Source organism: Shewanella acanthi, assembly GCF_019457475.1.
Lineage (GTDB): Bacteria > Pseudomonadota > Gammaproteobacteria > Enterobacterales > Shewanellaceae > Shewanella > Shewanella acanthi.
In genome coordinates this window covers 79,679-105,113 of record NZ_CP080413.1, presented here as the reverse complement: position 1 = coordinate 105,113, position 25,435 = coordinate 79,679, and the positions used below count along the sequence as shown (strand labels likewise).

The 25,435-nt window shown below is 47.7% G+C and carries 21 protein-coding genes; 10 read left to right on the top strand and 11 right to left on the bottom strand.

The window, feature by feature from the left end; genetic code table 11:
• Positions 1 to 207: 207 nt before the first annotated feature.
• On the top strand, positions 208 to 2,862 hold the full coding sequence (locus K0H61_RS00460) for a putative bifunctional diguanylate cyclase/phosphodiesterase (protein WP_220050853.1): 2,655 nt from the start codon (positions 208 to 210) through the stop codon (positions 2,860 to 2,862).
• A gap of 112 nt (positions 2,863 to 2,974) precedes the next feature.
• On the opposite strand, the gene ftnA is transcribed toward K0H61_RS00460, so the two are convergent.
• A complete protein-coding gene (gene ftnA, locus K0H61_RS00455; RefSeq protein WP_220050852.1) occupies positions 2,975 to 3,511 on the bottom strand; it encodes a non-heme ferritin in 537 nt (178 codons plus the stop codon).
• A 328-nt stretch (positions 3,512 to 3,839) separates the two neighbouring features.
• On the opposite strand from ftnA, the gene moeA reads away from it, so the two are divergent.
• Both moeA and moeB read left to right on the top strand, forming a co-directional pair.
• Positions 3,840 to 5,093, top strand: coding sequence for a molybdopterin molybdotransferase MoeA (moeA, locus tag K0H61_RS00450; RefSeq protein ID WP_220050851.1), 1,254 nt, complete (start codon positions 3,840 to 3,842; stop codon positions 5,091 to 5,093).
• Positions 5,094 to 5,102: 9 nt separating this feature from the next.
• Positions 5,103 to 5,879: a molybdopterin-synthase adenylyltransferase MoeB gene (gene moeB, locus K0H61_RS00445; protein WP_434086597.1), complete on the top strand. Its 777-nt coding sequence runs from the start codon at positions 5,103 to 5,105 to the stop codon at positions 5,877 to 5,879.
• A 51-nt stretch (positions 5,880 to 5,930) separates the two neighbouring features.
• Here the strand turns inward: moeB and rlmF are convergent, their stop codons facing one another.
• The gene (gene rlmF / locus K0H61_RS00440; protein ID WP_220050850.1) at positions 5,931 to 7,043 is read right to left on the bottom strand and encodes a 23S rRNA (adenine(1618)-N(6))-methyltransferase RlmF; all 1,113 of its coding nucleotides are present in this window, start codon (positions 7,041 to 7,043) and stop codon (positions 5,931 to 5,933) included.
• A gap of 54 nt (positions 7,044 to 7,097) precedes the next feature.
• On the bottom strand, positions 7,098 to 7,526 hold the full coding sequence (locus tag K0H61_RS00435; RefSeq protein WP_220050849.1) for a flagellar basal body-associated protein FliL: 429 nt from the start codon (positions 7,524 to 7,526) through the stop codon (positions 7,098 to 7,100).
• 116 nt (positions 7,527 to 7,642) lie between these two features.
• Here K0H61_RS00435 and K0H61_RS00430 point away from each other — a divergent pair, with 116 nt between their 5' ends.
• Positions 7,643 to 8,212: a chorismate--pyruvate lyase family protein gene (locus K0H61_RS00430; protein WP_220050848.1), complete on the top strand. Its 570-nt coding sequence runs from the start codon at positions 7,643 to 7,645 to the stop codon at positions 8,210 to 8,212.
• Between the two features lie 48 nt (positions 8,213 to 8,260).
• On the opposite strand, the gene K0H61_RS00425 is transcribed toward K0H61_RS00430, so the two are convergent.
• Positions 8,261 to 10,855: an immune inhibitor A domain-containing protein gene (locus K0H61_RS00425; RefSeq protein ID WP_220050847.1), complete on the bottom strand. Its 2,595-nt coding sequence runs from the start codon at positions 10,853 to 10,855 to the stop codon at positions 8,261 to 8,263.
• 242 nt (positions 10,856 to 11,097) lie between these two features.
• Positions 11,098 to 11,691 carry a YhgN family NAAT transporter gene (locus tag K0H61_RS00420; protein WP_220050846.1) on the bottom strand — a complete coding sequence of 198 codons (594 nt, stop codon included), beginning with the start codon at positions 11,689 to 11,691 and terminating at the stop codon, positions 11,098 to 11,100.
• Positions 11,692 to 11,951: 260 nt separating this feature from the next.
• On the opposite strand from K0H61_RS00420, the gene K0H61_RS00415 reads away from it, so the two are divergent.
• Together K0H61_RS00415 and K0H61_RS00410 are read left to right on the top strand one after the other, a co-directional pair.
• Entirely contained in the window at positions 11,952 to 13,580 is a 1,629-nt protein-coding gene (locus tag K0H61_RS00415) for a metal transporter (RefSeq protein WP_220052367.1), read from the top strand.
• 62 nt (positions 13,581 to 13,642) lie between these two features.
• Positions 13,643 to 14,446, top strand: coding sequence for an NRDE family protein (locus K0H61_RS00410; protein WP_220050845.1), 804 nt, complete (start codon positions 13,643 to 13,645; stop codon positions 14,444 to 14,446).
• On the opposite strand, the gene K0H61_RS00405 is transcribed toward K0H61_RS00410, so the two are convergent.
• Positions 14,443 to 14,892, bottom strand: coding sequence for a YybH family protein (locus K0H61_RS00405; protein WP_220050844.1), 450 nt, complete (start codon positions 14,890 to 14,892; stop codon positions 14,443 to 14,445). The two genes, K0H61_RS00410 and K0H61_RS00405, sit on opposite strands and share 4 nt — an antisense overlap.
• Positions 14,893 to 15,020: 128 nt before the next feature.
• Between K0H61_RS00405 and K0H61_RS00400 the strand changes: the two genes are divergently transcribed.
• Positions 15,021 to 15,605, top strand: coding sequence for a lysophospholipid acyltransferase family protein (locus K0H61_RS00400; RefSeq protein WP_220050843.1), 585 nt, complete (start codon positions 15,021 to 15,023; stop codon positions 15,603 to 15,605).
• A gap of 60 nt (positions 15,606 to 15,665) precedes the next feature.
• On the opposite strand, the gene K0H61_RS00395 is transcribed toward K0H61_RS00400, so the two are convergent.
• Entirely contained in the window at positions 15,666 to 16,934 is a 1,269-nt protein-coding gene (locus tag K0H61_RS00395; protein WP_220050842.1) for a mechanosensitive ion channel family protein, read from the bottom strand.
• A 325-nt stretch (positions 16,935 to 17,259) separates the two neighbouring features.
• Between K0H61_RS00395 and K0H61_RS00390 the strand changes: the two genes are divergently transcribed.
• Complete coding sequence (locus K0H61_RS00390; RefSeq protein ID WP_220050841.1) at positions 17,260 to 17,904, top strand: DUF3157 family protein; 645 nt, start codon at positions 17,260 to 17,262, stop codon at positions 17,902 to 17,904.
• Between the two features lie 116 nt (positions 17,905 to 18,020).
• Here K0H61_RS00390 and K0H61_RS00385 read toward each other — a convergent pair whose 3' ends face one another.
• Positions 18,021 to 18,626, bottom strand: coding sequence for an MliC family protein (locus tag K0H61_RS00385; protein ID WP_220050840.1), 606 nt, complete (start codon positions 18,624 to 18,626; stop codon positions 18,021 to 18,023).
• Positions 18,627 to 18,928: 302 nt separating this feature from the next.
• On the opposite strand from K0H61_RS00385, the gene K0H61_RS00380 reads away from it, so the two are divergent.
• Entirely contained in the window at positions 18,929 to 19,570 is a 642-nt protein-coding gene (locus tag K0H61_RS00380; RefSeq protein WP_220050839.1) for a hypothetical protein, read from the top strand.
• Between the two features lie 203 nt (positions 19,571 to 19,773).
• On the opposite strand, the gene hutH is transcribed toward K0H61_RS00380, so the two are convergent.
• From hutH to hutC, 3 genes are all read right to left on the bottom strand, one after another.
• Positions 19,774 to 21,315: a histidine ammonia-lyase gene (gene hutH / locus K0H61_RS00375; protein ID WP_220050838.1), complete on the bottom strand. Its 1,542-nt coding sequence runs from the start codon at positions 21,313 to 21,315 to the stop codon at positions 19,774 to 19,776.
• A gap of 24 nt (positions 21,316 to 21,339) precedes the next feature.
• The gene (gene hutU / locus K0H61_RS00370; protein WP_220050837.1) at positions 21,340 to 23,019 is read right to left on the bottom strand and encodes a urocanate hydratase; all 1,680 of its coding nucleotides are present in this window, start codon (positions 23,017 to 23,019) and stop codon (positions 21,340 to 21,342) included.
• A 136-nt stretch (positions 23,020 to 23,155) separates the two neighbouring features.
• Positions 23,156 to 23,863, bottom strand: a complete 708-nt coding sequence (hutC, locus tag K0H61_RS00365) for a histidine utilization transcriptional repressor HutC (RefSeq protein ID WP_220050836.1) — start codon at positions 23,861 to 23,863, stop codon at positions 23,156 to 23,158.
• 183 nt (positions 23,864 to 24,046) lie between these two features.
• Here hutC and hutI point away from each other — a divergent pair, with 183 nt between their 5' ends.
• On the top strand, positions 24,047 to 25,273 hold the full coding sequence (hutI, locus tag K0H61_RS00360) for an imidazolonepropionase (protein ID WP_220050835.1): 1,227 nt from the start codon (positions 24,047 to 24,049) through the stop codon (positions 25,271 to 25,273).
• Positions 25,274 to 25,435 lie beyond the last annotated feature (162 nt).

Genomic DNA, 25,435 nt, shown 5'->3' with positions numbered 1-25,435 from the left:
ATTTACAAACAATCATTTACATATAATGCCTAATGCAGGCGTAATTTCGTGACCTAGATTAGAAATCAATGAATTATCGGTCGCTGGTCCTAGGTAGATGTGCTAAATATCGCTACCCCATTTTAGGTAATAGTTTGCCAGCCTCAACGGCTCGTTAGGTTAAGTAGCGAGAAGCCCACAGATGCACATGAAAAAGGAGTCATTTGCATGCCGTCTGCGATACATCACCTCAGTCTAAAACAGAAATTGATCCTGTTTTCACTATTGCCCCTACTAATGACCGCCATTCTTGTGCTGTCGCAAATGTATTTCTTATTCATGGAATACCACAACGCCAGCCGAAATCACTTTGCGATTCAGGCGACCACAGAAATAAACAATGCCCTTCACCAGCTCAATAATGAATACCAACTCAGCGTTGCTCCTCAATATTCCGGTAGCCCACAATCCCTGCTGCTAGCGCAGCAAAACACCTCTGCGGCCTTAGATAAGCTATTGAGCAGCTCGGCACTTAGCGCACTTATTGATACTGATTGGCAACTTAAATCAGGATTTAAGACCCATTACCAAGCACTCAAATATAAAGTGCAGCAATTGAATGAAGACAGTAGAAATAAGTCGCCATCGAATTCGACTCTCGAATCCTATGGCCAGTTAAGCCTGCAACTGTTGCAGCTAGTCGAACTCTTCCAGCGTCAAACCACTGATATTCAGCAGGCAAGATCCTATACCGAAGTTATTAACCTACTTAAAAACCATGAATTTAAACAAAATAATGACAATGGCACTGATTACTTTTTAGCGCCAAATGAGTTTAGTTTACCTGAGCTTGAGCAGCTCCATACTCAGGTCAATGCCATCACCACTGACATGGCGCATCTCAGTCATAACAATCAGCAGCGCGCACTACGACTGCTTGGACTCTATCTTGGCCTTATCACCCTAACCACGCTTGTAACCTTGTGGCTTGGACATAAAATCGTGCGTAGTTTTCTCGATAAAATCAGCGTAATTGCCAAGGATATGCAGCGCATGGCCAAGGATCCTTCACTGAATATCTATACCCAAGTACCTGGCTCAGACGAACTGGCACTGATGGCGCAATCCCTCAATCGCATGATTGCGGAGCGCAAGCGGTCGAATCATGCGTTAAGCCTCGCCGCCACTGTATTTGAGTATTCATCAGAAGGCATTATGGTCACCGATGCAAACAACCGAATAAAGCTGGTTAACCGAGCCTTCTGCCAGATAACAGGCTACAGTGCTGAGGAAGTCACAGGCGGCTCACCATCAATGTTGAGCTCAGAACGTCATCCGCCCCATTTCTACACCGCCATGTGGGATGCATTACAACAGCGGGGCTCTTGGGAGGGGGAGATTTGGAATAAACGCAAAAATGGCCAAGTTTACCCCGAATATCTGGCCATCACCGTAGTGCGTAATCCCGAGGGAGAAATAATCCAATATATCGGTTTATTTAGAGATATTAGTAATCGAAAACAGAATGAACAGAAGATCTGGTATCAAACCAATTTCGACAGTCTCACTGGACTACCAAACCGTAAGCTCTTTAATGAACGCCTGCAGCATGACATCCAAAATGCCCAACACGAGGGATGCAAACTGGCAGTCATGCAAATTGATTTAGACCAATTTAAATATATTAATGATGTGCAGGGTCACGCCTGTGGCGACCAGCTATTACAACAGGTTGCGCGTCGACTCGAACGACTTACCGACAAGCAGCAGTTTGTCGCTCGAATAGGCGGCGATGGTTTTGTGATGATCTTACCAAGGATCACCAATGAACTAGCCATTGAACATATGGCCAATCGGATTTGTGAAGCACTGGCGTTACCCTTTGAGTTATCGCAACAACAGCTCCATATTTCCGCCAGTTTTGGTATAGGGGTTTATCCCGAAGATGGCGCGGATGTCAGTACCCTATCCCGAAATACTGAGATGGCCATGTATCAAGCCAAGGGGGCTGGACGGAATAACTTTAAGTATTTCACCTCGGGCATGAACCAACGCATGCACTCGCGGATGCAGCTGGAGCAGCGCCTGCGCCGCGCTGTGGTTCACAATGAGTTTAGCCTTCACTATCAACCCATTGTCGATATGCAAACCGGAGAAGTGAACAGTGTAGAAGCACTTATTCGCTGGCAAGACCCTGAGTTTGGCATGATCCCGCCGGAGCAATTTATCTCGATAGCCGAAGAAACGGGCCTTATCGAACCTATGGGAGAATGGGTGCTCAATCAGGCAATGGCCGACCTAAAGGAATGGCAACAGAGTGGTTTGCTGCTTAATCTGGCACTCAATGTCTCCAGTCGCCAATGTGTGAACAGTCGTGGCATTGGCTTTGAACAGATACTAGCGGAATGCTTTAACCGCCATAAAATCAATCCTAAAAATATACATATCGAAATCACTGAAAGCATGTTAATGGGTGATGCGACCCAGGGGCTAAGTACTCTCAAGGCGATTCGGAAATTGGGCTCAGAGATCTACATGGACGACTTTGGCACTGGTTATTCTTCCTTGAGTTATCTGAAGCAGTTTCCGATTTCCGTCATCAAGATTGACCGTAGCTTCGTGGAAAATGTCCTAGAGGACAACTCCAGCGCAAATTTGGTGAAAGCCATTGTGATGATGGGGCAAAGTCTTGAAATGAAACTGGTCGCAGAAGGCATTGAGACCGAGGCACAATGGCACTTTCTGCAAGCGTTAGGCTGTCATTATGGCCAAGGATATTGGATTTCTAAACCCCTACCCTTTGATGAACTCTCTGAGCTACTTCACTCAAAGGGCTCACTGCTTAAAGTTGATACACAGCTCGTGGCCTGCGCAAACAGTTAGCTCCAACAAGGCTGCAAAAGTGATAAACAAAAAAGCAGCCTAGGCTACTTTTTGTTTGCTGTATTTGGCTAACAGGTTGAGCAATACATTCCACTATTGCGGAATTAGCGAATTAAGCCTCTTGTGGCCCCTGGCCATTCATAATGCTTTCGCCACCCTTTGAGGCCAGTTTAGCGAGGTCTTTATCAATAAAGAACAGCGCCTTACCATCTTCGCCTACTAGACGAATCTTATCTACGATTGATTTGAATAACTTCTCTTCCTCATGCTGTTCGGCAACGTACCACTGAAGGAAATTAAAGGTCGAATAGTCTTGATTTGAGAAAGCCGCATGGGCCAGTGCATTGATTTTGCTAGTGATCTGTTTCTCATGCTCATAGGTTAGCTCAAATAACGCCAATAGAGAGCCAAACTGAGACTGCGGCGCTTCAATCGCGCCAAGTAATGGCATGCCACCGGTTTCGCTCACATAGGTAAATAAACGGCGCATATGGCCCATTTCTTCGTCCGCATGCTCACGCATAAACTTAGCCGCGCCCTCGAATCCCTGATCTTCACACCATGCACTCATTTGCAGGTATAAATTTGAGGAGTAGAACTCCATATTGATTTGGTCGTTCAACTTTTCGATCATGGTTGCTGACAGCATAGTAAATCCTCATTGGCATTCGGTCTGAATCATCAGGCCTATTGTTATGAAGGAAGCTAACAAAAGCAACATAATTTACCTTCGTATATTTAGCTAAGCTAATGATTCAAAGATAAAATGATTTTCATTCATTACTGGTTTCCGTTTGTATTCTCAGAGACTCGATTCATTCGCGCCAAGATAGTGCGACGGCTAAACTTGCTCAATACCGTTAGAAACACCCTAAGGCAATTACAGATTCTCAGACACAGGTCATAGCTAACTTAACCTACCGTGGCATAATAGCCCTATGTTTGCCTTAGAGAATCTTCGCAAAGAGGAGGACAAGATGTCCGTTAAAGCCGATCCCTGTTCGCAACCGAGCCTGATGCACCCAGACCAAGCTATCCCTAAGTTGCTTGAACAGGTTCGCCCTGTTACTGACACCGAAGTCGTTACCTTACCCGAAACCCTTGGCAGGGTATTGGCGGAGGATTTGGCCTCCTGTATCGATTTACCACCGTTTGATAATTCCTCTATGGATGGTTATGCCTTCCGTTTTGAAGATCTCAATAGCCTCACCCATCAAACCACCCTGACTTTGATTGGTAGTTCCTTTGCAGGCCACTGTTTTGAAGGTGAAATCACGCCAAAGAGTTGCGTACGCATTATGACTGGCGCGCCGGTCCCTGCTGGTTACGATACAGTGCAGATGCAGGAAGAAACCGAGGCCGATGGCAATCTCATTCAAATCAATCACCCTAAATCAAAGGGCGCCAATGTACGCCGCCGCGGTGAAGAACTTCGACAGGGCACTAAAGTGCTCAAGGCAGGGGTTGAGATTAAAGCTGCCGAACTTGGTGTACTGGCAACCATAGGTGTTAGCCAAGTACAGGTGTATCGCCAATTGAAGGTGGCGTTTTTTTCCACCGGCGACGAACTACGCCCAGTGGGCAGCGATTTAGCACCGGGGCAAATTTACGACTCAAACCGTTACTCGATTCAAGGCTTACTCAGCCGCGCCAATGTGGAATGGATTGATTTAGGTGTCATCCCCGATGATCCCGAGGCCATTCGCCATGCGTTTCGTAATGCCGCCAATCAAGCGGATATGGTGCTCACCTCGGGCGGTGTGTCCGTAGGCGAAGCCGACTTTACAAAACAGATATTAGATGAAGAAGGTCAAATCACCTTCTGGAAACTGGCCATTAAACCGGGTAAACCCTTCGCTATGGGGCGCATCGGCAAAGCCGTATTCTGCGGCTTACCCGGCAATCCTGTGTCATCTATGGTTACCTTTTACAAGTTAGTGTGGCCAATTCTTAACAAGATGCAGGGCTTAACCCCAAGCACACCACTTTTTGTCAACGCAAAACTCACTACTCCAATCCGTAAACAACCGGGTCGAGTGGAATACCAAAGGGGCATTTTATCCCGTAATGCCCAAGGCGAACTCGAGGTTGCCATCACAGGTAGCCAAGGCTCAGGCATGTTGACCTCTATGATGCTTGCCAACTGTTTTGTATTGTTGGAGCAATTCCAAGGGGATACGCCAGAGGGCACGATAGTCACAGTCGAACCCTTTAACAGCGTTCTCTGCTAGGACGGCGTTATGAATCTAATCGATATAAACCCGCAGGGCGAAATCCTCAGCGACAGCGAACTGACCCGTTACAGTCGACAGATATCCATAAAAGCGATGGATATTGATGGTCAAGAACGCTTGAAGCTCGCTAAGGTGTTGATGATAGGCGCTGGCGGTTTAGGCTGCGCTGCTGGACAATATCTTACCGTCGCAGGGATTGGCGAATTAACCCTAGTGGATTTTGATACGGTTGAACTGTCGAACTTACAGCGCCAAGTACTGCATCGAGATAGTCGTATCGGCCAGCCAAAGGTCGAGTCGGCAAAACTCACCCTCAGTCAGCTCAACCCACATGTCAAAATTAACTCCATTAATGCGGTGTTAGATGACCATGAGATTGATGCCTTAGTTGCCAGCCACAGCATAGTGGTCGATTGCACCGATAATGTCAGCGTTCGCGAGCAACTCAATCAGAGCTGCTTTAAACATAAAGTGCCCCTCGTGTCAGCCGCCGCAATTCGAATGGAAGGCATGGTGACTGTGTTTGACTATCAAGCGCAAACACCCTGCTACCACTGCTTTAGCGCACTGTTTGGTGAGCAGCAACTAAGCTGCGTGGAATCGGGAATTCTCGCGCCTGTCGTCGGTATGGTGGGCTGTTTACAGGCGGTAGAAGCCATTAAGGTTATCTCCGGCATGGGCAGCACCTTAGCGGGGCGTATTTTGATGATCGATGCCATGACCATGGAATTTCGTGAGATGAAACTCCCTAAACTCCCCACCTGTAAGGTGTGTAGTCAGTAATAAAAAGGCCACAACATAGTGGCCTTTTTAGTGCTTAACATCTGTATTGGTTTATTGTTTAAACCAATTGTCACGCTCAACTTGGGAATGAAAGCTCCACGCTAAAACGCGGGTGATCTTATTGCCCTGATGCATCTCGATAGTTTTCACCGTATCCGCACCTAGCTTAGCCAACGCCTGATAACAGGGTTTTAGGTTTTCCTTCTTAGATACTAGGCTGGTGAACCAGAGGCATTGGAAAGAAAAGGCTTTGCTTTCACGGATCATGGTCGCAAGAAACTGCCGCTCACCCCCCTGGCACCAAAGCTCAGCGGCTTGGCCTCCAAAATTAAGACTCACCTTTGCGTGAGAAGCCTTTTCACCACGATTGAGTTGCAAATTGCGCACCTTGCGCTGCGAACCTTCACTCGCCTCCTCTAGGGATCCGTGGAAAGGGGGATTACACAGCGTCAGATCAAAGCGATCGTCTGTTTGAACAATTCCCTTAAATACCGCCTTTTCGTCCCGTTGACGGCGCAGCTCTATCGCACCTTGCAGTTTTGGATTGTTGTCGATGATCTGCTGCACATTAGCAAGGGAGGCGGGATTGATATCTGAGGCTACAAACCGCCAGCCGTAAGCCTGATGTCCTAAGATGGCATAGATACCATTGGCACCGGTGCCTATATCGAGCGCACGCACGGCATTTTTGGCATTCGTCTTACGCCCCTCATTCAGCAAGTCGGCGAGATAGTGGAGATAATCGACCCGACCGGGTATAGGTGGACACAATGCGCCCTTTGGAATATCCCAGTAATCAATACCATAGTGATGTTTAAGCAGAGCCGTATTCAGGTTTTTTACCGCGAGGGGATCGGCAAAATCAATCGACAAAGCCCCATAGGGTGTCGGCCTCACAAATGCCTTAAGTTTTGGCACGCTTTGAATGAGAGCTTTGAAATCATAGCCATGCAAATGGGCATTGCGTGGATGCAAAGCCTTTTTGATACCCGTTTGAGCTGCAGACTTAGCCGTTACCTTTGATTTCTTATTTGCATTGGTTTTAGAGGCAGACTTCAGTTGACCATGTGACTGCGTCTTTAACTTAGATTTGGGCATTTGCTTAGCTTTGTTGCCAGCAGTTAATGAGGATGGGCGGGGAGCCTTTGGGGCAGATTTTGACATCAGTTTACAACTCTTAGGGCTAACATTCCGTCAGCCCCTAGGAAATAACAACAATTAATCATAAAGATATGAAGTAAACAGCAGGTTTACCACTAAGGCTTTACCCGCCTCTTGGGTTAGCAGCTTATTGACCACATCAAAGCATTCACGGCGAATTTCTTCACGGCCTGTGAGCGACTTAACCTTTTCCTCCGCTTGATTACCTAAAACCTCAATAATCGCGGCGCGTAGCAAGGGATCATGTAATTCTAATGTGACGAGATCTTCTTGATTTTTAACCATTAACTCGACACTGAGTTTTACGAATCCTAATTTTTTACGATTAGATATGTAATTGGTCACTATCTCTGGTTCGAGGGCAAAATAGCCGTACTCGCTCTTTGGCGTCTCATCAGTCGCAGGCGTCGTTTCCTTCTCATCAGCCGCAAAACTATTAAACACAAAACCGAATAAAATTAGGCATAAAGATAATAATTTTTTCATAGCGACTGTGGGCTCCCTAAACATTTTTAGATAATGGCGAGCATTCTTGCAATCTACCTGCTCTCTTCGTGGCATGGTAGACTGCCGACGTTTGTTTATATTGTAACGAGTATTTGATGAAAGTGACCAGCTTAAGCTTTCCCTATGGTGAATCTATTCAATGGATTGCTGCAGAAAATGCCAACTTTCTGCCCAGCAATCCACTGAGAGAATGGTTACTCGCTCCTGGAAGCCTAACGCAGAAACTGAAAAACTGCTGCCATGATTTTGAAGTGAGAGTCTTGGGTGAAGGATTACACTTTCCCCTTGAAGGTGAATATCCGCAGCACCAACAGGTTTGGGTACGCGAAGTCTTGCTCTGCCTTGATGGCATTCCTTGGGTGTTTGCCCGCACGTTGATCCCGCCAGCGTTAATGTCGCAGCGCCAAGCAGACTTTCTCGGACTAGGCACTCGGCCATTAGGAGAGCTGCTTTACAGTCAGGATAAATTCCTCCCTGGCAGAATTGAAGTTGCACACTTTGCCTTGAGTAGCCGTCTTGCCCAACTGGCAAACAGCCTAGATCAGCCGGTAAACGAAGATCTTTGGGGGCGTCGTCGATATTTCCACTATGGCCACGAAGAAATGTTCGTCAGTGAAATGTTTCTACCAGCGGCGGTTCAAGCCATTGCCCGAGCAGTAGTTTAGCCCGAGTAACAAAAGAAAAAGCCTCTGTTAACAGAGGCTTTTTCAACGTTAAGCAGCTCGGCGCTGACGTCGCCAACCAACGGCACCTAAGAGACCTAGGCACAATAAACTGAGCCCGCCCCCACCGCTGCCACCACTATCCGAGATATCAGCCCCGGTTGTAGCAGAGGACACAAAGGTCACAGCCACACTCGTAGTTGCGGTGGCGCCAGCAGCATCAGTCACGGTTAAAGTGACGGTATAAGAACCTGAATTAGCATAAGTGTGTGTTGCAGACATTGAGGTACTCGTCGAGCCATCTCCAAAGTCCCACAAATAGCGGTAACCACTTTGCCCACCTTCAGCAATTGCCGACACTGTCAGGGTGAGATTTGCTTTGGAAGAATCAATTGCCGCGCTTAATGCCGTAGCTCCCGAGTCGGCGCTGGAGTTAACCAAACGGATCATGGCTGTACTGTTATCACTCGCCTGTGAAAGCACCTCCATCGACAGACCTAATTCCTGTAAAACCATGCCCGACTGTGGCTGCAACGGTGCACTGTAATCAAAACTATCATCAAATAAACTTACGGCATTGAGGTTGCTATCACCATTGTAAGCGGATTGTCTGACAGTGCTAAAAGCGGCATCGCGGATCTGAATTTCTGTAGAGCGATTACCAATCAGATTCTGGTCCGCATCAATCACCCCGATTAAGCCATAGCCTGGATGTTCAGACGAATTATTGTCGTAAAAACCAAAATTCTCTAACCACATCAACACACCTGGCTCATAACCTTCATATTGCAGCCCTGCGTCGACACCATTATGACTTCGAAGTTGAATAATATAGCGTGACTTAGCACCTGGTCGTTGGTCGGTGATTCGGCTAAATCCATCAAGGGTTATAGTATCTTTTGTCTCAGCATCATCGGCGAAAATTACCGTAGTCCCCTGCATAATGTTGATATTGTCTAAGACGATTCCCGACTCAATCCAGCCTTCATCCGTCACATAGTTAAATTCAATAGTTACGCTTTGTCCTGCGTAGGCGGACAGGTCATAAATCAAATTAACCCACTTATCCGCCCCCTCTGCGCCCGTAATGCTGGAGGAGTTCCCCGTGAGAATGTGCTTAGCGGAGTTACGAATATTGCTCGATTTAGTGAAGTTTCCTCTTATTGCGGTCTGATCGACTTTAACCTGCATATAATCGTAATCGGTTTCAATCGCCCAACTAGCTTTCATATTCAGTAGAATTTTATCTGCACCTGCGGCGGGCAAGGTTACATTAAACTCCATGCGATTATTCAACATATTGCCCTGATCAGAATAGTATTGGTAACTGCCCTGATAGGGTTTTTTGAAGCTAATAGGCGCGCCGGGTAGCGGAATAGAAACCTGATTGACGACCTCTTGATCGCTCGCTTGGTTCAAGGTGACAGTCATGCCCGATTTTGGAATAGTCTCTAACCCAATTTCACGCTCATTTAACCATTTACCCTTAAATTTTTCCTGTAAATAGGAACGAGCGTAAGGGCTAAAACCGCTAGGTTTAGAACCGGGAATATTTCCAGCCCAACTGCCGCTAGACATCAAAGACCACTGTCCAACCGGTGAACCATCTTGATCGCTGTTAAACGAAGTATCGTACTCATCGGGTAAACCAAGATCATGACCGAATTCATGGGTACAAACCCCAGTAGCTGCATCAATAGGCTGTATGGTGTAACCGAACAGCTTTAAATTTGTGCCAGGAATGCTATATCCCTCTGTTTCTTGATCAACAAAATAACGGTGTGACCAAATAGCATCGGCCCCCAACTTACCGCCACCCGCCTCTTCACCAATACTAGAGTGAAAAATCATCACATGGTCGAGGATCCCATCAGGCTCCTCATAATTGCCGTTGTTGTTCAAATCATAGGGATCTTCTACATCGTATGTCGCCAGTTCACTCGCCGACATACTCAATACGGCCTGACTTAGGGCCTCTTTTACTAATTCGGTAACTAAAGTATCCGATCCTACTTCGCCATCGTTAGCACCATAGTATTCGGCATTTTGGCTCGAGGTATACCAACCTTTCACTGTGCCAGAAAAGGTAAAGGTTTGTCCCGACACGGCTTGATAGTATTGATAAACGGAATCGAGAGTCTGCCCTTGCGGCCCCTCGAAGCCAGTAGTAGAAAAAAGTAAACCTTGATAATGAGAAGCTGGGTAACTTGAGTAATACATGTTGGTATCACTTGCCGTTAATCCATTATTGTTGTGACGCAGGTTAGGAAAATCGATAAGAACGGACAGTACCTTGACAGTTGTCTTGATATCCGCATCCACCAATTGAGCCGAAGATGGGGCAAGCATTTTCTTAGTAGGTTTGATTTTAGAAAGACGACGATGCTCCGCTTCAACCACTAGCCGAGGCATTTTCAGCTGCTGCCGATGAGCCCGCTGTATATAAGCCTCAACGGCAGCTTGTTTAGCGCTTTCGTTGGCATCAGCGGCCACTTCACCCCGCTCAGTTAGCCAGTAAAGAATTCGCTCTTTATTGATAACCCCAACGTCTACAGGTGCAGAGCTAGACTCAGCGTAACAAACGCTACAAAGAAAACTTAAGAACAATCCATATCCAATGACACTATTTTTAGCTTTACATCCCATGTGCAAAATCCTTTCTCTTTGGCTAGTGTCTAACTCACATATTAATGTGAGTTTGACATTAGGCAAGTTATAGCTCTAGCGGTAGAACATTTTCTATCGGCCTTAAGTAGTATAGGGGTTGTAAACTTAATGTTAGCTGTCTGTTACTTAATGAATTGCGCAGCGTGAATAGGTAAATCAATAAAAATAAAAAAAGCCGCATTAACTTTGTTAATGCGGCTTTTTTTATTGGAAAATATGATTTAGCCAGCTGTTTTCAGATAGTTAGAAATACCATCTAAGAACATTTGCACTGATATCATGACTAACACCATCCCCATGAGACGCTCTACTGCTGTTAATCCCTTCTCACCCAACATACGGGTAAAAGGTTTATAGAACATCAAAATTATCGCGCTCACAGCCCAGGCTGAAACTAACGCTATAGTCCAATCAGCCATCCGGCTGCTGTCGGTATGGGCAAGCAAAATCAAAGACGCCAAAATCGAAGGCCCAGCCATCAAGGGAATAGCCATAGGCACGATAAAGGGTTCTTCTCCCGCAGCGAGTCCCACCACACCGCCAGGCTGTGGGAAAATCATCCTTATTGCAATCAAAAACAATATAATCCCGCCAGCAATACTGACTGATTCTGAACGCAGATTTAAGAAACTTAATATTGCTTCGCCTGCATATAAAAAGCCTAGCATGATAATAAGGGCAAAACACAGCTCACGAATTAATACCGTTCGACGTTTTTTCGGATCTATATGCCGTAATATGGACGCGAAAATAGGTAAATTACCTAAGGGATCCATAATCAAAAATAACATCACTGCAGCAGAAAAAATGTCCATTTATCTTTATCAACACCCAAGCTACGAAAAACCGCATTGTATAACTTTTTCAACTACAAACTCGAATAATTATATTTATAAAATTAAGAAAAATTTGTACATCTACTATTGATTAACCTGTAAAGCCAAATTTATCACTCATCAAACCAAACCACGCTACTCGGTTAAATAGCCTGCCAGTAATTTACCTTCAAGTCGCTGCTCATTTGCGTTACAACTGGTATACTATGGCGTTTTTTCAGCAATTTTCCGTGGAACCCATGCTCTATCTTCTTGCTAGTTGTATTGCACTCCTTATCGGGCCACTGTTTTATCGCTACTTCTCCTCGGGTAGCGGTCTACAGAAGGGACTCGATGGCTTTATCTTCGTCTCTCTAGGCGGATTAGTGCTGATCCATATTCTTCCTGAGTTGTTAGAACACGGAGGGTTACTGGCGATTATTTTCGTGATTTTAGGCCTGTGGGGGCCGACTGCCAGCGAACGCTTATTTCACCGCTACTCAGAAATTACCCATAACCTCACCTTAACCCTTGGGATAGGCGGCCTATTGCTGCACACCATCACAGATGGCGGTGCTATGGTATTGGCACAACAGGACGGTAACTCCAGCCTCCTTGCCCTTGGTGTCATCCTACATCGTCTGCCGGTAGGTTTAGCCATTTGGTGGCTGCTCAAACCTCAAGTCGGCACTCGCTGGGCGAGTGTAGTGCTGGTCGCTATGATGCTGCTGACCAGCGTTGGCTTCTTCGCGGGTGAGCAACTGCTATCTCAACTCAGCCTCGATAACACAGTTTATCTACAAGCCTTTGTCACTGGCTCAATTTTACATGTGGTATTACACCAACCCCATGGCCAACAAGATGCTCACCAAGGCCAATATGAATATCAAGCTGGGATTGGTAGTCTACTAGGACTTGGTCTTTTGATGGTGCTGTTACTTATGGATTCGGGCGGACATGAACATGCTCACCACGACCACAGTACCGACCAACTGCTAACTTGGTTGATGACAATTGCGCCGGTATTGTTGCTTAGCTATGCCATAGCTGCGCTGCGCTTTAAACTCGGGCTCACACCGCAGGACGAAGGTCTTGGCCGTCGCTGGTTCCAGCGCTTAGTCGGGCCAGAGGCGCTGGTGCTGACAACATTATTACTTGGCCCTTGGTTAGCACTATTTCAATTGCTGGTTGGGTTTATCCTTAGCGCCTATTTGAGTCAGGCGAGAGTCGAAATCACTGACCCCCACCCTAAACTGCCTATCCATGCACTGCGTTTTGGTTTTGCCCAGATAGTGGATCGCAGTGCACCCTGGATTTTGCTCAGTCTAGTACTAGTAAACTTAATTGGGCACCCGTCTGTGCCATTAAGCAATCCTTTCCTGCAAATTGGGGTATTGCTACTGGTATTTTTACCTATGCGATTCTGCAACTTAGGTGCTGCAGTGTTATCTTTAGCGCTGGCCTATAGTGGTTGGAGTACACTAGCCATCATTTTACCGCTGATAGCTGCTCCTGTGCTCAACATCGCCCAACTTAAGTTGATGAACTGGACTCAGCGGGGAATTTTACTTGCTGTTATAGTGTTCTCACTGACTGCAGCACAAAGGCTGCCTATGTGGTTCTCCCTGATTAGCCTGCCAGAAGCCATTAATTTGGTTGCGCTTTTATTATTGTCTGGTCTCTTTGCGGCCAGTTTGTTACGCCTTGGGCCCCGCAAGTTTTTACGCCGCCTGATGGTAGTCAAACAACCCCATAAACATGGTCATGAGCACAGCCATGGACACTCACATAGCCATGCTCATTCGCATAACCAGGCTCATGCCCACACAGCAAATCATAGCCACAAGCATGCTCATGGTAAGCATGATGCGGATAAACACTCGCACTAACGCTGTTCATTTCACTGAAGACAGGCTAAGTTAATCCTATTCATGGATTAATTTAGCCTCCTATGTGCATTCTGTTTGTTGCCCTGAATACGCATCCCCAGTACCCCTTGGTGATCTGCGCCAATCGCGACGAATTTCATCATCGTCCCACTGAACCTGCGCAATTCTGGCCACCAGAACGTAATATTTTGGCGGGTAAAGATCTTCAGGCAGGCGGCAGCTGGTTTGGGGTAAATAAACAGGGGCAAATAGCCGGGCTCACCAATCTTCGGGTGCCACAAAAACCACAGCAAGCCGTGCGCAGCAGAGGTGAGTTAATTGTTCAGGCGCTCAGTTCAGGGTCGCTGATATGCCCTAACTGGCTTATTGAACACAGTAGCGACTACCAGCCCTTCAACTTGGTATTCGGCCAAGGAACTCATCTATATTGCTTCAATAGTCTTTCCCAAGAAACGGTCAAACTCGACGATGGCTGTCATGCGATAAGCAACGGCGCCCTCGATGATATTTGGCCGAAGATGGCCAAGGGACAACAGGCGCTACAGCAGCTAGTTCTCAGCGCGCAACCGTTGGATATTCCCTCACTGATTAAGTTAATGCAGGATGACACCCTGCCGCAGGATAGCGAATTACCCAACACGGGCGTTGGACTAGAATGGGAGCGGCGCTTGGCGGCAATTTATATTCGCCATGCCGACTACGGTACTCGCTCCACCAGCATCATGCTGCAGGACACTAATGGCACCATCCATTTCACCGAGGTCAGATACGATGGCAAGGGCAGATGCCTTGGCCAGCAAGATTTCCACTTCCCCATAACTCCCGAATTGCCGCCAAAGTGTTTAACTGAGACTAGCGCCAATTAATCCGAACTGTGGTCGATAGTAATGACCCAGCGATCTTCAATTTTTTCGATCAAAAGAGTAAAAACACCTGTGGGGGCATCCTTAGCACGGCGCAAATCCCAACGCCCTACAACCACTGCGGCATAGTTACTCAACATTCTGATATCTTTAATCGTGAATTTCAGCTCGCCAAGCGTCGCCCTATCGGGGTAATTTTTCTTATAGGCAGCTAAGGTTTCATCCCATCCGTTGCGAAACTTACCGTTAGAGACGAACCTTAACTGCTCACTCTGCCAATACCCCTGCATAAAGGCATCGATGTCGCCCCGATTCCAAGCGTTTTCCTGCTCCTTTAACATATTCATTATTTCATCGGTGGGTACCGCTTTAGCCGGACTACCAACCAATAAAAACAATAAGATAAAAATTTGAAAAAGGGATTTATTCATCCATCCTGATTGCAGCATAGTTTCGTTCTCTTACAATCACATTAGACTGTACTATAGCGGAATGGCTAAAAAGCATCCTGCTTTTTGGCCAATAAAAATAAAAAAGCTGATGATATTATTCACTTTTCGACTTGGGGCTCTCGAATATGTTTACTTATTTATCTCGTTGGATACTCAAAATCACAGGCTGGCGGTTTGATGGAGAGCTGCCCAACCAAAACAAATACATAGTGATTGTGGCGCCGCACACCAGTAACTGGGACTTTATTATTGGAGTGCTTGCCCGCGGGGCATTAAATACGCGAATTCATTTCCTCGGTAAACATCAATTGTTTATCCCGCCATGGGGCTGGTTCTTTCGCGCGATTGGCGGCAGCCCAGTGGATAGGCGCAAAAACAATAACTTGGTCGATTCGGCAGTGCAGTTATTCGAGACTGAGCCTAATTATAAACTGGCTCTCGCCCCCGAAGGCACCCGCAGCCAAGTGACTCGCTGGAAGAGCGGTTTCTACCACATAGCCCACAAAGCCGACGTGCCAATTGTCTGTGTTGGACTCGATTTCAGTCGTAAAGCCATTGTCATACGCGCCCCCTTAGCCGCATCAGGCAACATAGCGCAGGATATGGCGGTGATACTCGATTTTCACCGTAGCATCAAAGGACGACATCCAAAGCTGATTCCTGATTTTGCCACGACAACTCCCCCTCAAGAAACCGCGCAGAGTGACTAAACGAGTTAAGCAATGGAGAAAGACCCCGCAGCCAAGCCCTGACTGCGGGAATAAGATGGGCTAACCTTCGACGTTAACTGACTTTAAACTACGAATGTCGTTACCTGTAGGGGATTGGAACGCCTGCAAACCAAACTCCGGCAGCACAGCAAAGATATGATCAAAAATATCGGCCTGAATTGCTTCATAAAACGCCCAGCGAGTGTCGTTGGTAAAGATATAAATCTCTATCGGTAAACCTTCCGTCGTAGGCGCAAGCTGACGCACCATCAATGTCATCTGTTTATGGACTTTCTCATGGTGCTGCAGATATTCCTGTAGATAGGCACGGAAGGTGCCGACGTTTGTTAAATGTCTTCCGTTGACCTTCACATCCACATCCAAGACCTTGGCATTTGATTCAGTGATCTCATGGATTTTGGCGGGAAGATACTCTTTTAAGTAGTTAATCTTACCAAGCCGAATACGGTCTTCATCGGTTAAAAAGCGAATGCTATTGATATCGATATTGACCGCACGTTTAATGCGGCGACCGCCGGATTCGGACATGCCGCGCCAGTTACGGAACGCATCCGACACTAAGGCGTAGGCAGGGATCATAGTGATAGTATTGTCCCAGTTACGCACTTTGACTGTGGTTAACGACACTTCCTCAACGGCACCGTCAGCACCGTATTTATCCATCTGGATCCAGTCGCCCTTACTCACCATTCGGTTTGCGGCAAGCTGGATCCCTGCGACAAAGCCCAGAATCGTGTCGCGAAACACTAACATCACTAAACCCGTTGCCACACCTAAGCCGCTAAGGAAATACACTGGGGATTGGTCAGCGAGCAGTGAAATGGCGACAATTAAACCAACGAAGAACAGGAACAGCTTGATAAGCTGCACAAAGCTTTTGACCGGCAAGCGGCGACTCACTAAATTGATATCGGAAATCTCATTGACCGCATCCAAGCCCGCATAAATCGAACGAATAACAAGCACCACCAGCCAAATACTCAGCAGCCGGTCAACCAAACTACTCATGATAGAGTAATCACTTAACACGATTGGCACTAATAGCTTAAGTACGATAGCAGGCACTAACATGGCGAGCTTTTCCAGCACCCGGTAACGCATAAACACATCGTCCCAGGTCGCTTTAGATCGCTGTATAACCACATTAACCGCACGAATAACACCGCGGCGAACGATGAAATAAGCAATCAGGGCCAACAAAATACAGGCTAAAAACATAACCCCTGTCGACATCGCCCCCGACAGGTGGTTTTCAACCCCCAGACCCGTTAACCAGTTAGAGATTTCACGGCGAAATTCGATTTCCACACTTCACTCCTACGAACATAGCGCAACAGCCATTTGATACAAACATAGGTAAAACTCAACCGCCCCTAAGATGGCACCGATTTCATTACTGATAAACAATGGGGAGCGGTAAATAAAGCAAGTCGCGACAGCATACGTCATAATGGCTTACTTCGACCTTAATAAGCAGCATTAAATACCAAATGCCTAGGTCATAATCTCTGTATGTGCTCTATTTTAGGTAAATCAATGTGATTTGCATAAAAGGTCTGTAGGTATCCTTGGCCAGACTCACTCTTTATTACATTAAGATATCCCAAACAAGAGGGATAACGGAGAAGACAACATGATTCGCGGATTTCGTCTTAACCTATTTCACGTCTTATACGCACTGATATTATCATCCCCAGTGTGGGCGGCCGATGTCGCCACCCTCACCCTAGAAAATGGCACTAAGGTCAGACTCAAGGATGACTTTACCTGGGAATATATCATCACCGAGACTAAGCGTGCGCCAGAAGCTGCAACCGCTACAACGCAAACCACAGCCATAAACCCAACTGTAACCCCAACCACAAACTCGGCGCCTAACCTAGCCTCAAGCGCAGCCCCAACAGCAATAACTACATTGACTCAGGATGTGATGACCACCCCTGACATCCTCGGCACTACTGCTAAGGAAGATATAAAAGTCAGCTTTAAACAAAGCCAGTGGAAGGGTGATAAGCTCGGCCTGACCTTCGAACTGAGCAGTAACAGCAGCAAACACGTCACCTTAGTTAAAGTGGAAACCAGCTTCTTTGCCGACAACGGCACCCTGCTGAAAACCGAAAAGCTCGATGTATGGGAAGCGATTTTCCGCATGCCCGAAACTTACCTTCGCAAAGGTGAGCAACGCAACAGCGCAGTGATTTGGGTCGAAGGCATAGATAGGTCCCAATGGCAAAAACAGCTATTGAGCCTCAAAATCACCGAAATCAACTCCCGCTGAGCGACCTTAAGCCGAGGGGCAGCTTCTTTCGCCCCCTCAGTGAAACAAAACGCAATGGCGTCATCATAATCTAAGGCGATGACCAATACTCGAGTCAGCGAAAACTCGTCGCGCATTTATTGCGCCTTCAATTTGCAACTCATTGCCGCTGCACCATATCCCCAAACGATCTTAGCCTCCCCCTGATGCTCCCAAAAGCTTTCATTTCTTCCCTGATACTTAGCCCCGCTGCCACTGGGTTGAACAAACATTAACGACGTTTGATCGCCATATTCGGCGATTAGGGTAGCAGGCTCAGTTTTAAAATAACTGACCGCGACCTCATTCGCAGGATTTGCATTACAGACATAAAATAAAGGGCCTTTCATATCGACTAGTCGATATTGCGCCTGTAATTCGGCAATCCGTGTTTGATAACTGCTAGCCACACAGGCACGTTTATCCTCACTCTTCCAACACTCGTTACGCCCCTTCACCCAGCCGCGTTGCATCGCCTTGAGGATCGGCGGTTGCTCATTTTTAGCCTTGTCACTGGCGCTTTGGTAAACCTCGGACAACTGCTTATCGAATTGACTTAACCCCTCATCTTGGCAGACAAGCGCCTCAATAGTTTCCGCAGCCACTTTTGTGCAATCGAACGATGGCGCATCTTTGGCCATAGCTGCACCGCACAGCAGTGCAAAAGACGCTATCAGTGCATCTATTTTGGTCGTTATCTTCATGTTTCACTCCCTGTGATTCTTAAAAAGAGATTAGATAGTTTTCTGCAACTAATAGGTTTACTGAGTATAGAGCGACACCCCATCTAAATAGTGTAAATCGGCAACTAACGAGTAACTTGCACTATCTATGTGTCCGACCAAACGGACACTCGGGCGGACACTTAAGTCCTTCGGCCAGTAAAAGCGCGGACACCTATGCATATATTATTGATTATGTTTAATTAAACATTTGGCACATTTTCTGCCTAATGAACCTTTGCAGCAGCAATCGGCATATTCTGCCCATTATCCAAGGAAGCCAAATGAACACCTCAACCTACAATCTACGCAAGAATCTACACAAGCTGTTACTGCTGGCGCTTGTCCCAGCGGGACTTTGGGCAGGTTCTCAAGTTATCGCCCAAAGCGATACCAGCATCTCGGTTAACAGCCATAATCAACCGGATTTAGCTTGGATTTATGTACCACAAACAGGCGGCATGCATGTAGGCTCAGGCAACAGCGATGACTGGACTCGCATCAAAAAACAAGGCAACCCATATAATGCCAATTACTTTTGGGTTCGCATGGAAAATCAGTCCTACGCCATTACCGACCCTAGCCTTGTCGAGCAGCTTCAAGCCGTATTAAAACCCATGCAGGAACAGGGCGATAAAATGGAGCAGTTAGGCGCGCAGATGCAGCGAAAAGGTGATGCGATTCAGGCTCAAACCGAGATCATGATGCGCAATATGTCCCAGAACAAGGAAAACCCCACTGCAGAAGCCGCAATAGAAAAACATAGCCTAGAGATAGACTTGCTCAGTAAGCAAATGGATGAGTTAAGTCTACAAATGGATGAATTAAGTAAAGTGCACGATAAGCTAGTTAAAAACGCCGAGGAACAAGTGCTTAAGCTGACTCAGCAGGCGATAAAATCCGGCGCGGCGATACACTTGCCTTGAGCTGAGTTAGCCTTAATCCGTTAGATTGAGTCCTTCTCAAAGTGCACAATCTTAATTTGCCAACTCATTAAGCTAATCTATTGCCAAAAGAAAAGGCACAAATCCTAGTTAGGGTTTGTGCCTTAATTTTTACACTCTATTTTTTAAGCGCAAATTTTAAGCGCAAATTTTAAGCGCTAGGTTTAAGCGCCCATTCAGACAAATTAAAAGCTGGGCAAAATGCCCGCTGGCAGGTAAGCATTGAAGCTTGCGCTAAACAGAAGATCCGTCGCCGCATCAATATCCGGTGCGAAATATCTGTCTTTATCGTAATAGGCAACCACTTCACGCAGCTCAGCCTTAGCCTGTGCAACCGCAGCACTTGGCATTAATGGCGCGCGAAAATCTAAGCCCTGCGCCGCAGCCAGTAATTCAACCGCTAACACGCCACGGGTGTTTTCGCTCATATCGCGTAAACGACGGGCAGCGAAAGTCGCCATAGACACGTGGTCTTCTTGGTTTGCCGATGTTGGCAAGCTGTCGACCGACGCAGGGTGCGCGTAGGTTTTGTTCTCAGAGGCCAGTGCTGCCGCTGTCACTTGAGCAATCATAAAGCCCGAGTTCACGCCGCCGTTCTTCACAAGGAAAGGTGGCAGTTTAGATAAGCTTGAATCGATCAGCAGCGCGATACGGCGCTCTGCAATCGCGCCTAACTCGGCAATCGCAATAGCAAGGTTATCGGCAGCCATAGCAACAGGTTCAGCGTGGAAGTTACCGCCTGAGATAATGTCGCCAGTATCTTGGAACACTAATGGGTTATCGGTTACGCCGTTTGCTTCAGTCCCTAACACTTCTGCCGCTTGGCGGATTTGGGTTAAGCAGGCGCCTAATACCTGTGGTTGGCAGCGCAATGAATAAGGGTCTTGCACCTTTTCACAGTCAATGTGACTCAGGCTGATTTCAGACTCTTCACCCAGTAGGTGACGGAACAGCATAGCCGAGTCAATTTGTCCCTTCTGACCACGGGCAGCATGGATACGTGGATCGAATGGGCTGCGGCTACCCATTGCAGCTTCAACGCTCATCGCACCAATCACAGAACTGGCAGCGAATAAGTCTTCAGCATGGAACAGGCCTTCAAGCGCTAACGCGGTAGAAGCTTGGGTACCGTTTAGCAGCGCTAAACCTTCCTTCGCCGCTAAATCGATTGGCTTAAGACCGGCGATTTCTAAACCTTCGGCGGCAGAAATAATCTGACCTTGGTAGCTCATCTCGCCTTCACCCAATAATGGCAGACACATATGTGCCAGTGGCGCTAAGTCGCCCGATGCACCCACAGAGCCCTTTTCAGGGACACAGGGGTAAACTTCGGCATTCACTAGGCTGATGAGGAAGTTGATGACTTCTAAACGGATACCCGAGAAACCACGGCTTAAGGAGTTGATCTTTAACACCATCATCAGGCGCACTGTGGCGTCTTGCATATATTGGCCAGTGCCTGCAGCGTGGGATAACACGATTGAGCGCTGTAGCAGTTGCAGATCTTCTGGGGCAATTTTCGTGTTGGCCAGCAGACCAAAACCTGTGTTGATACCGTAAACGGTGCGGCCTTCATCCAATACCTTTTGCACGATTTGCGCGCTGGAATTGATTTCACTGATGGCCTCAGAAGAGAGTTCCATCGTCAGCTTATGACGGCTAATTTCACGCAATTGCGCCAGGCTTAAGCTGCCCGGAGTTAACACTAAATGATTGACTGATTTCATCTTCTATACTCCAGAAGCTTATTATTATTTGTTTGAACCGTTCAGCATTGGCAGGTCTAGACCCTGATCGCTTGCACAGTTTTTAGCAATCTCGTAACCCGCATCCGCATGGCGCATTACGCCAGTCGCTGGGTCGTTCCACAGTACGCGGCCCACACGCTTAGCGGCGGCTTCTGTGCCGTCACACACGATTACCACGCCTGAGTGTTGGCTAAAGCCCATACCTACACCGCCACCGTGGTGCAGCGACACCCAAGTTGCGCCACTTGCGGTGTTCAGCAGTGCGTTCAGTAATGGCCAATCCGACACAGCGTCTGAACCGTCCATCATAGATTCGGTTTCACGGTTAGGGCTGGCAACTGAGCCTGAGTCTAGGTGGTCACGACCAATCACGATTGGCGCCGACAGCTCGCCATTTTTCACCATTTCGTTAAATGCTTGGGCTAAACGTGCACGATCCTTTAAACCCACCCAGCAGATACGCGCTGGCAGACCTTGGAAGGCAATACGCTCACGCGCCATATCTAACCAGTTGTGCAGGTGTGGATTGTCTGGGATCAGCTCTTTTACTTTGGCGTCGGTCTTGTAGATATCCTCTGGATCGCCCGATAGTGCCACCCAACGGAATGGGCCAATACCTTCACAGAACAGTGGACGAATGTAAGCAGGTACGAAGCCTGGGAAATCGAATGCGTTCTCAACGCCGGTCTCAAACGCCATTTGGCGAATGTTGTTACCATAGTCTAAGGTCGCTGCGCCTGCGGCTTGCAATGCCAGCATGGCCTGCACTTGTACCGCCATAGAGGCTTTAGCCGCGTTAACTACAGCTGCTTCATCGGTTTTACGCATATCGGCCGCTTGCGCCATCGTCCAGCCCTGTGGCAAATAGCCGTTCAGCGGATCGTGGGCAGAGGTTTGGTCGGTGACAACGTCAGGTGTAATGCCACGTTTTACTAATTCTGCAAACACATCAGCGGCGTTTGCTAAGAGGCCCACAGATACAGGTTTACCTGCAGCATTAGCTTCATGGATCATGCTTAACGCTTCATCTAATGACGTCGCCTTTTTGTCCACATAACGGGTACGCAGACGAAAATCGATACGGGTTTCATCCACTTCACAAGCCAGAACCGAGAAGCCCGCCATAGTACCGGCCAGCGTTTGCGCGCCACCCATCCCACCTAAACCACCGGTTAGGATCCATTTGCCCGCAGCCACACCGTCGAAGTGTTGTTTTGCCACGGCTACGAAGGTCTCGTAGGTACCTTGAACGATACCTTGGGTGCCGATGTAAATCCAAGAACCCGCCGTCATCTGGCCATACATTGCCAGACCTTGCTTATCTAACTCGTTGAAGTGTTCCCAGTTCGCCCAGTGTGGTACTAGGTTTGAGTTAGCGATCAGTACGCGCGGAGCATCCGCGTGGGTACGGAATACGCCCACAGGCTTGCCCGATTGCACCATTAAGGTTTCGTCGTCTTCAAGGCGCTGCAGTACTTCAATAATCTTGTCATAGCAATCCCAGTCACGGGCTGCACGGCCGATACCGCCGTAAACCACGAGGTCTTCTGGGCGCTCGGCCACATCTGGATGCAGGTTGTTCATTAACATGCGCATTGGCGCTTCAGTTAACCAGCTTTTGCAGCTTAATTGCGTGCCGTGCGGGGCAATAATACGGCGGCTTGGATCGTGACGCTTATCCATGAATAGTTTCCTCTTCAACCTCTGGGCTTATCCATCAAAATGGGTAAGTGCTATTGTTTTTATTGTGTTTTCCATCTTTGGATGGCGTGTTAAAGGGTTAAGCCTTTAACGGATGACGCTTTGTTTTTAAGAACTTTTACTTGCTAATTGTTAGGTGGCCGCCGAGTTTGAAGCGGCTACCTGGGTGTACTAATTTGGCAAAACTCACCACCCCTTGGCGTGACCAAGTGCGGCGCAAAATCTGTAGGCAGGGCTCAGTCGATGGAATCGACAGCCGTTGCTGTAACTCGCTGGTCGCAACAATTGCCTCTATGGTGTGGTGCGCCTCGGTTAACGGCGCCACCTGAGACAGATACTCATGGGGCGTCTGCGCACTAAAATCTTGAAACAGATAATCAGGCGCAAAGGTCGGGTTCACAAAACGCTCCTCAACCTGTAGCGGCACGCCCTGCTCACAATGCACTAACACCGAATGGTACACAGGACTGCCAAGCTCAATGCCCAAGGCAATCGCAATCGGTGCAGAGGCATTCACCTCCTGCAGCATCATTTGCTTCACACTGTAACCATGGCCACGGTCCTTAATCTCATCGGCGATATTGCGAATCGCGAGCATTGAAGACTGCGACTTGCGTCCAGCCACAAAGGTGCCCAGTCCCTGAGCTCGCTCAAGCACGCCCGCATCCGTCAGCTCGGTTAACGCGCGTCTTGCGGTCATCCGGCTGCAGACGAACAACTCCGCCAGCTGATTTTCGGAGGGCACGCGGGCATGTTCTTCCCACTCCCCCGACTCGATGCAGGCGATGATGTGCTGCTTAATTTCCAAAAATTTTGGTGTCACCAAAACGCTTCCTCAAAATGCCTAACAGTTTCCGAAGGCAAGACCAAAAATGTTAACGCTCTTTTAAACATGTGAAATTACCGCTACAATCGTAACTTGTATATACAAGTAAATACAAGCTAGCTAACAAAACTTTCGATTATTAAGAGTTCGCGGGGCTAAAAGCCGACGCAGCGAGGGATACAGATGTCTTGGGATCATGTTTGGATAGACGTTAATTTAGCGACTTTGGACCCTTCTATATCAGCACCTTACGGTGCAATTACCGATGCAGCCATTGCAGTAAAAGACGGTAAAATTGCCTGGCTCGGTCCTCGTAGCGAGCTGCCCCCCTTCGATGTGTTGTCCATTCCGGTTTACAGGGGCAAGGGCGGTTGGATCACTCCAGGCCTTATCGATGCTCACACCCACTTAGTGTTTGCGGGAAACCGCGCCAATGAATTTGAACTGCGCCTTCAAGGTGCCACCTATGAAGAACTCGCCCGTGCCGGCGGCGGCATTATTTCAACGGTTAAGGCCTGCCGCGAAGCGGATGTCACCGAACTCTTCGACCTTGGTCGTCAGCGCTTAAATGCCCTGCTGAAAGAAGGCGTCACTACGGTAGAGATTAAGTCTGGCTACGGCTTAGATACTGAAACTGAAGTGAAAATCCTGCGTGTCGCTCGCGAATTAGGTGAGCACCACCCCATTGATGTGAAAACCACCTTCCTTGGTGCACATGCGATTCCGCCCGAGTACAAAGACAATAGCGACGGCTATGTCGACTTAATTATCAATAAGATGCTGCCAGCGGTCATCGAAGAAAACCTCGCCGATGCGGTGGATGTGTTCTGCGAAAATATTGCCTTTAACCTCGATCAAACCGAGCGGGTGTTAAGTGCCGCAAAGGCCGCTGGATTAGAAGTCAAACTCCATGCCGAACAGTTATCGAATATGGGGGGCTCTGCCCTCGCCGCTCGTCTTGGCGCTAAGTCTGTGGATCATATCGAATATTTGGATGAAGAAGGCGTTAAAGCCTTAAGCGAAAGCGGTACCTGTGCCGTGCTGCTGCCAGGGGCATTTTATTTCCTGCGGGAAAGCCAAAAGCCGCCAATCGACTTATTACGTCAATACAAGGTGCCTATGGTGCTGGCGAGTGACTTTAACCCCGGCTCGTCACCGATTTGCTCAACCCTGCTAATGCTGAATATGGGTTGTACCCTATTCCGCCTGACCCCTGAAGAGGCGCTAACAGGGCTCACCCTAAATGCGGCGAAGGCACTAGGGATAGAAGAAACGGTCGGCAGTTTAGTAGTCGGCAAGCAGGCGGATTTCTGTCTATGGGACATATCAACCCCTGCACAGCTCGCCTACAGCTATGGCGTCAACCCCTGCAAGGATGTGGTGAAAAACGGCAAGTTAGTGCATCAATAACAAACCCTCAAGCTAGTAGTGTGTACTTACTAACAAAAATACTAAAAGGTCAGTATTGGCTGGCCTTTTGTTTTACGCTTATCAATCGGCAGCGATTTCTCACTGCTCATCCTCTTGTTTTACCAATTTATGCTCACCCTCTGTTATAACAAAAGTACGAAT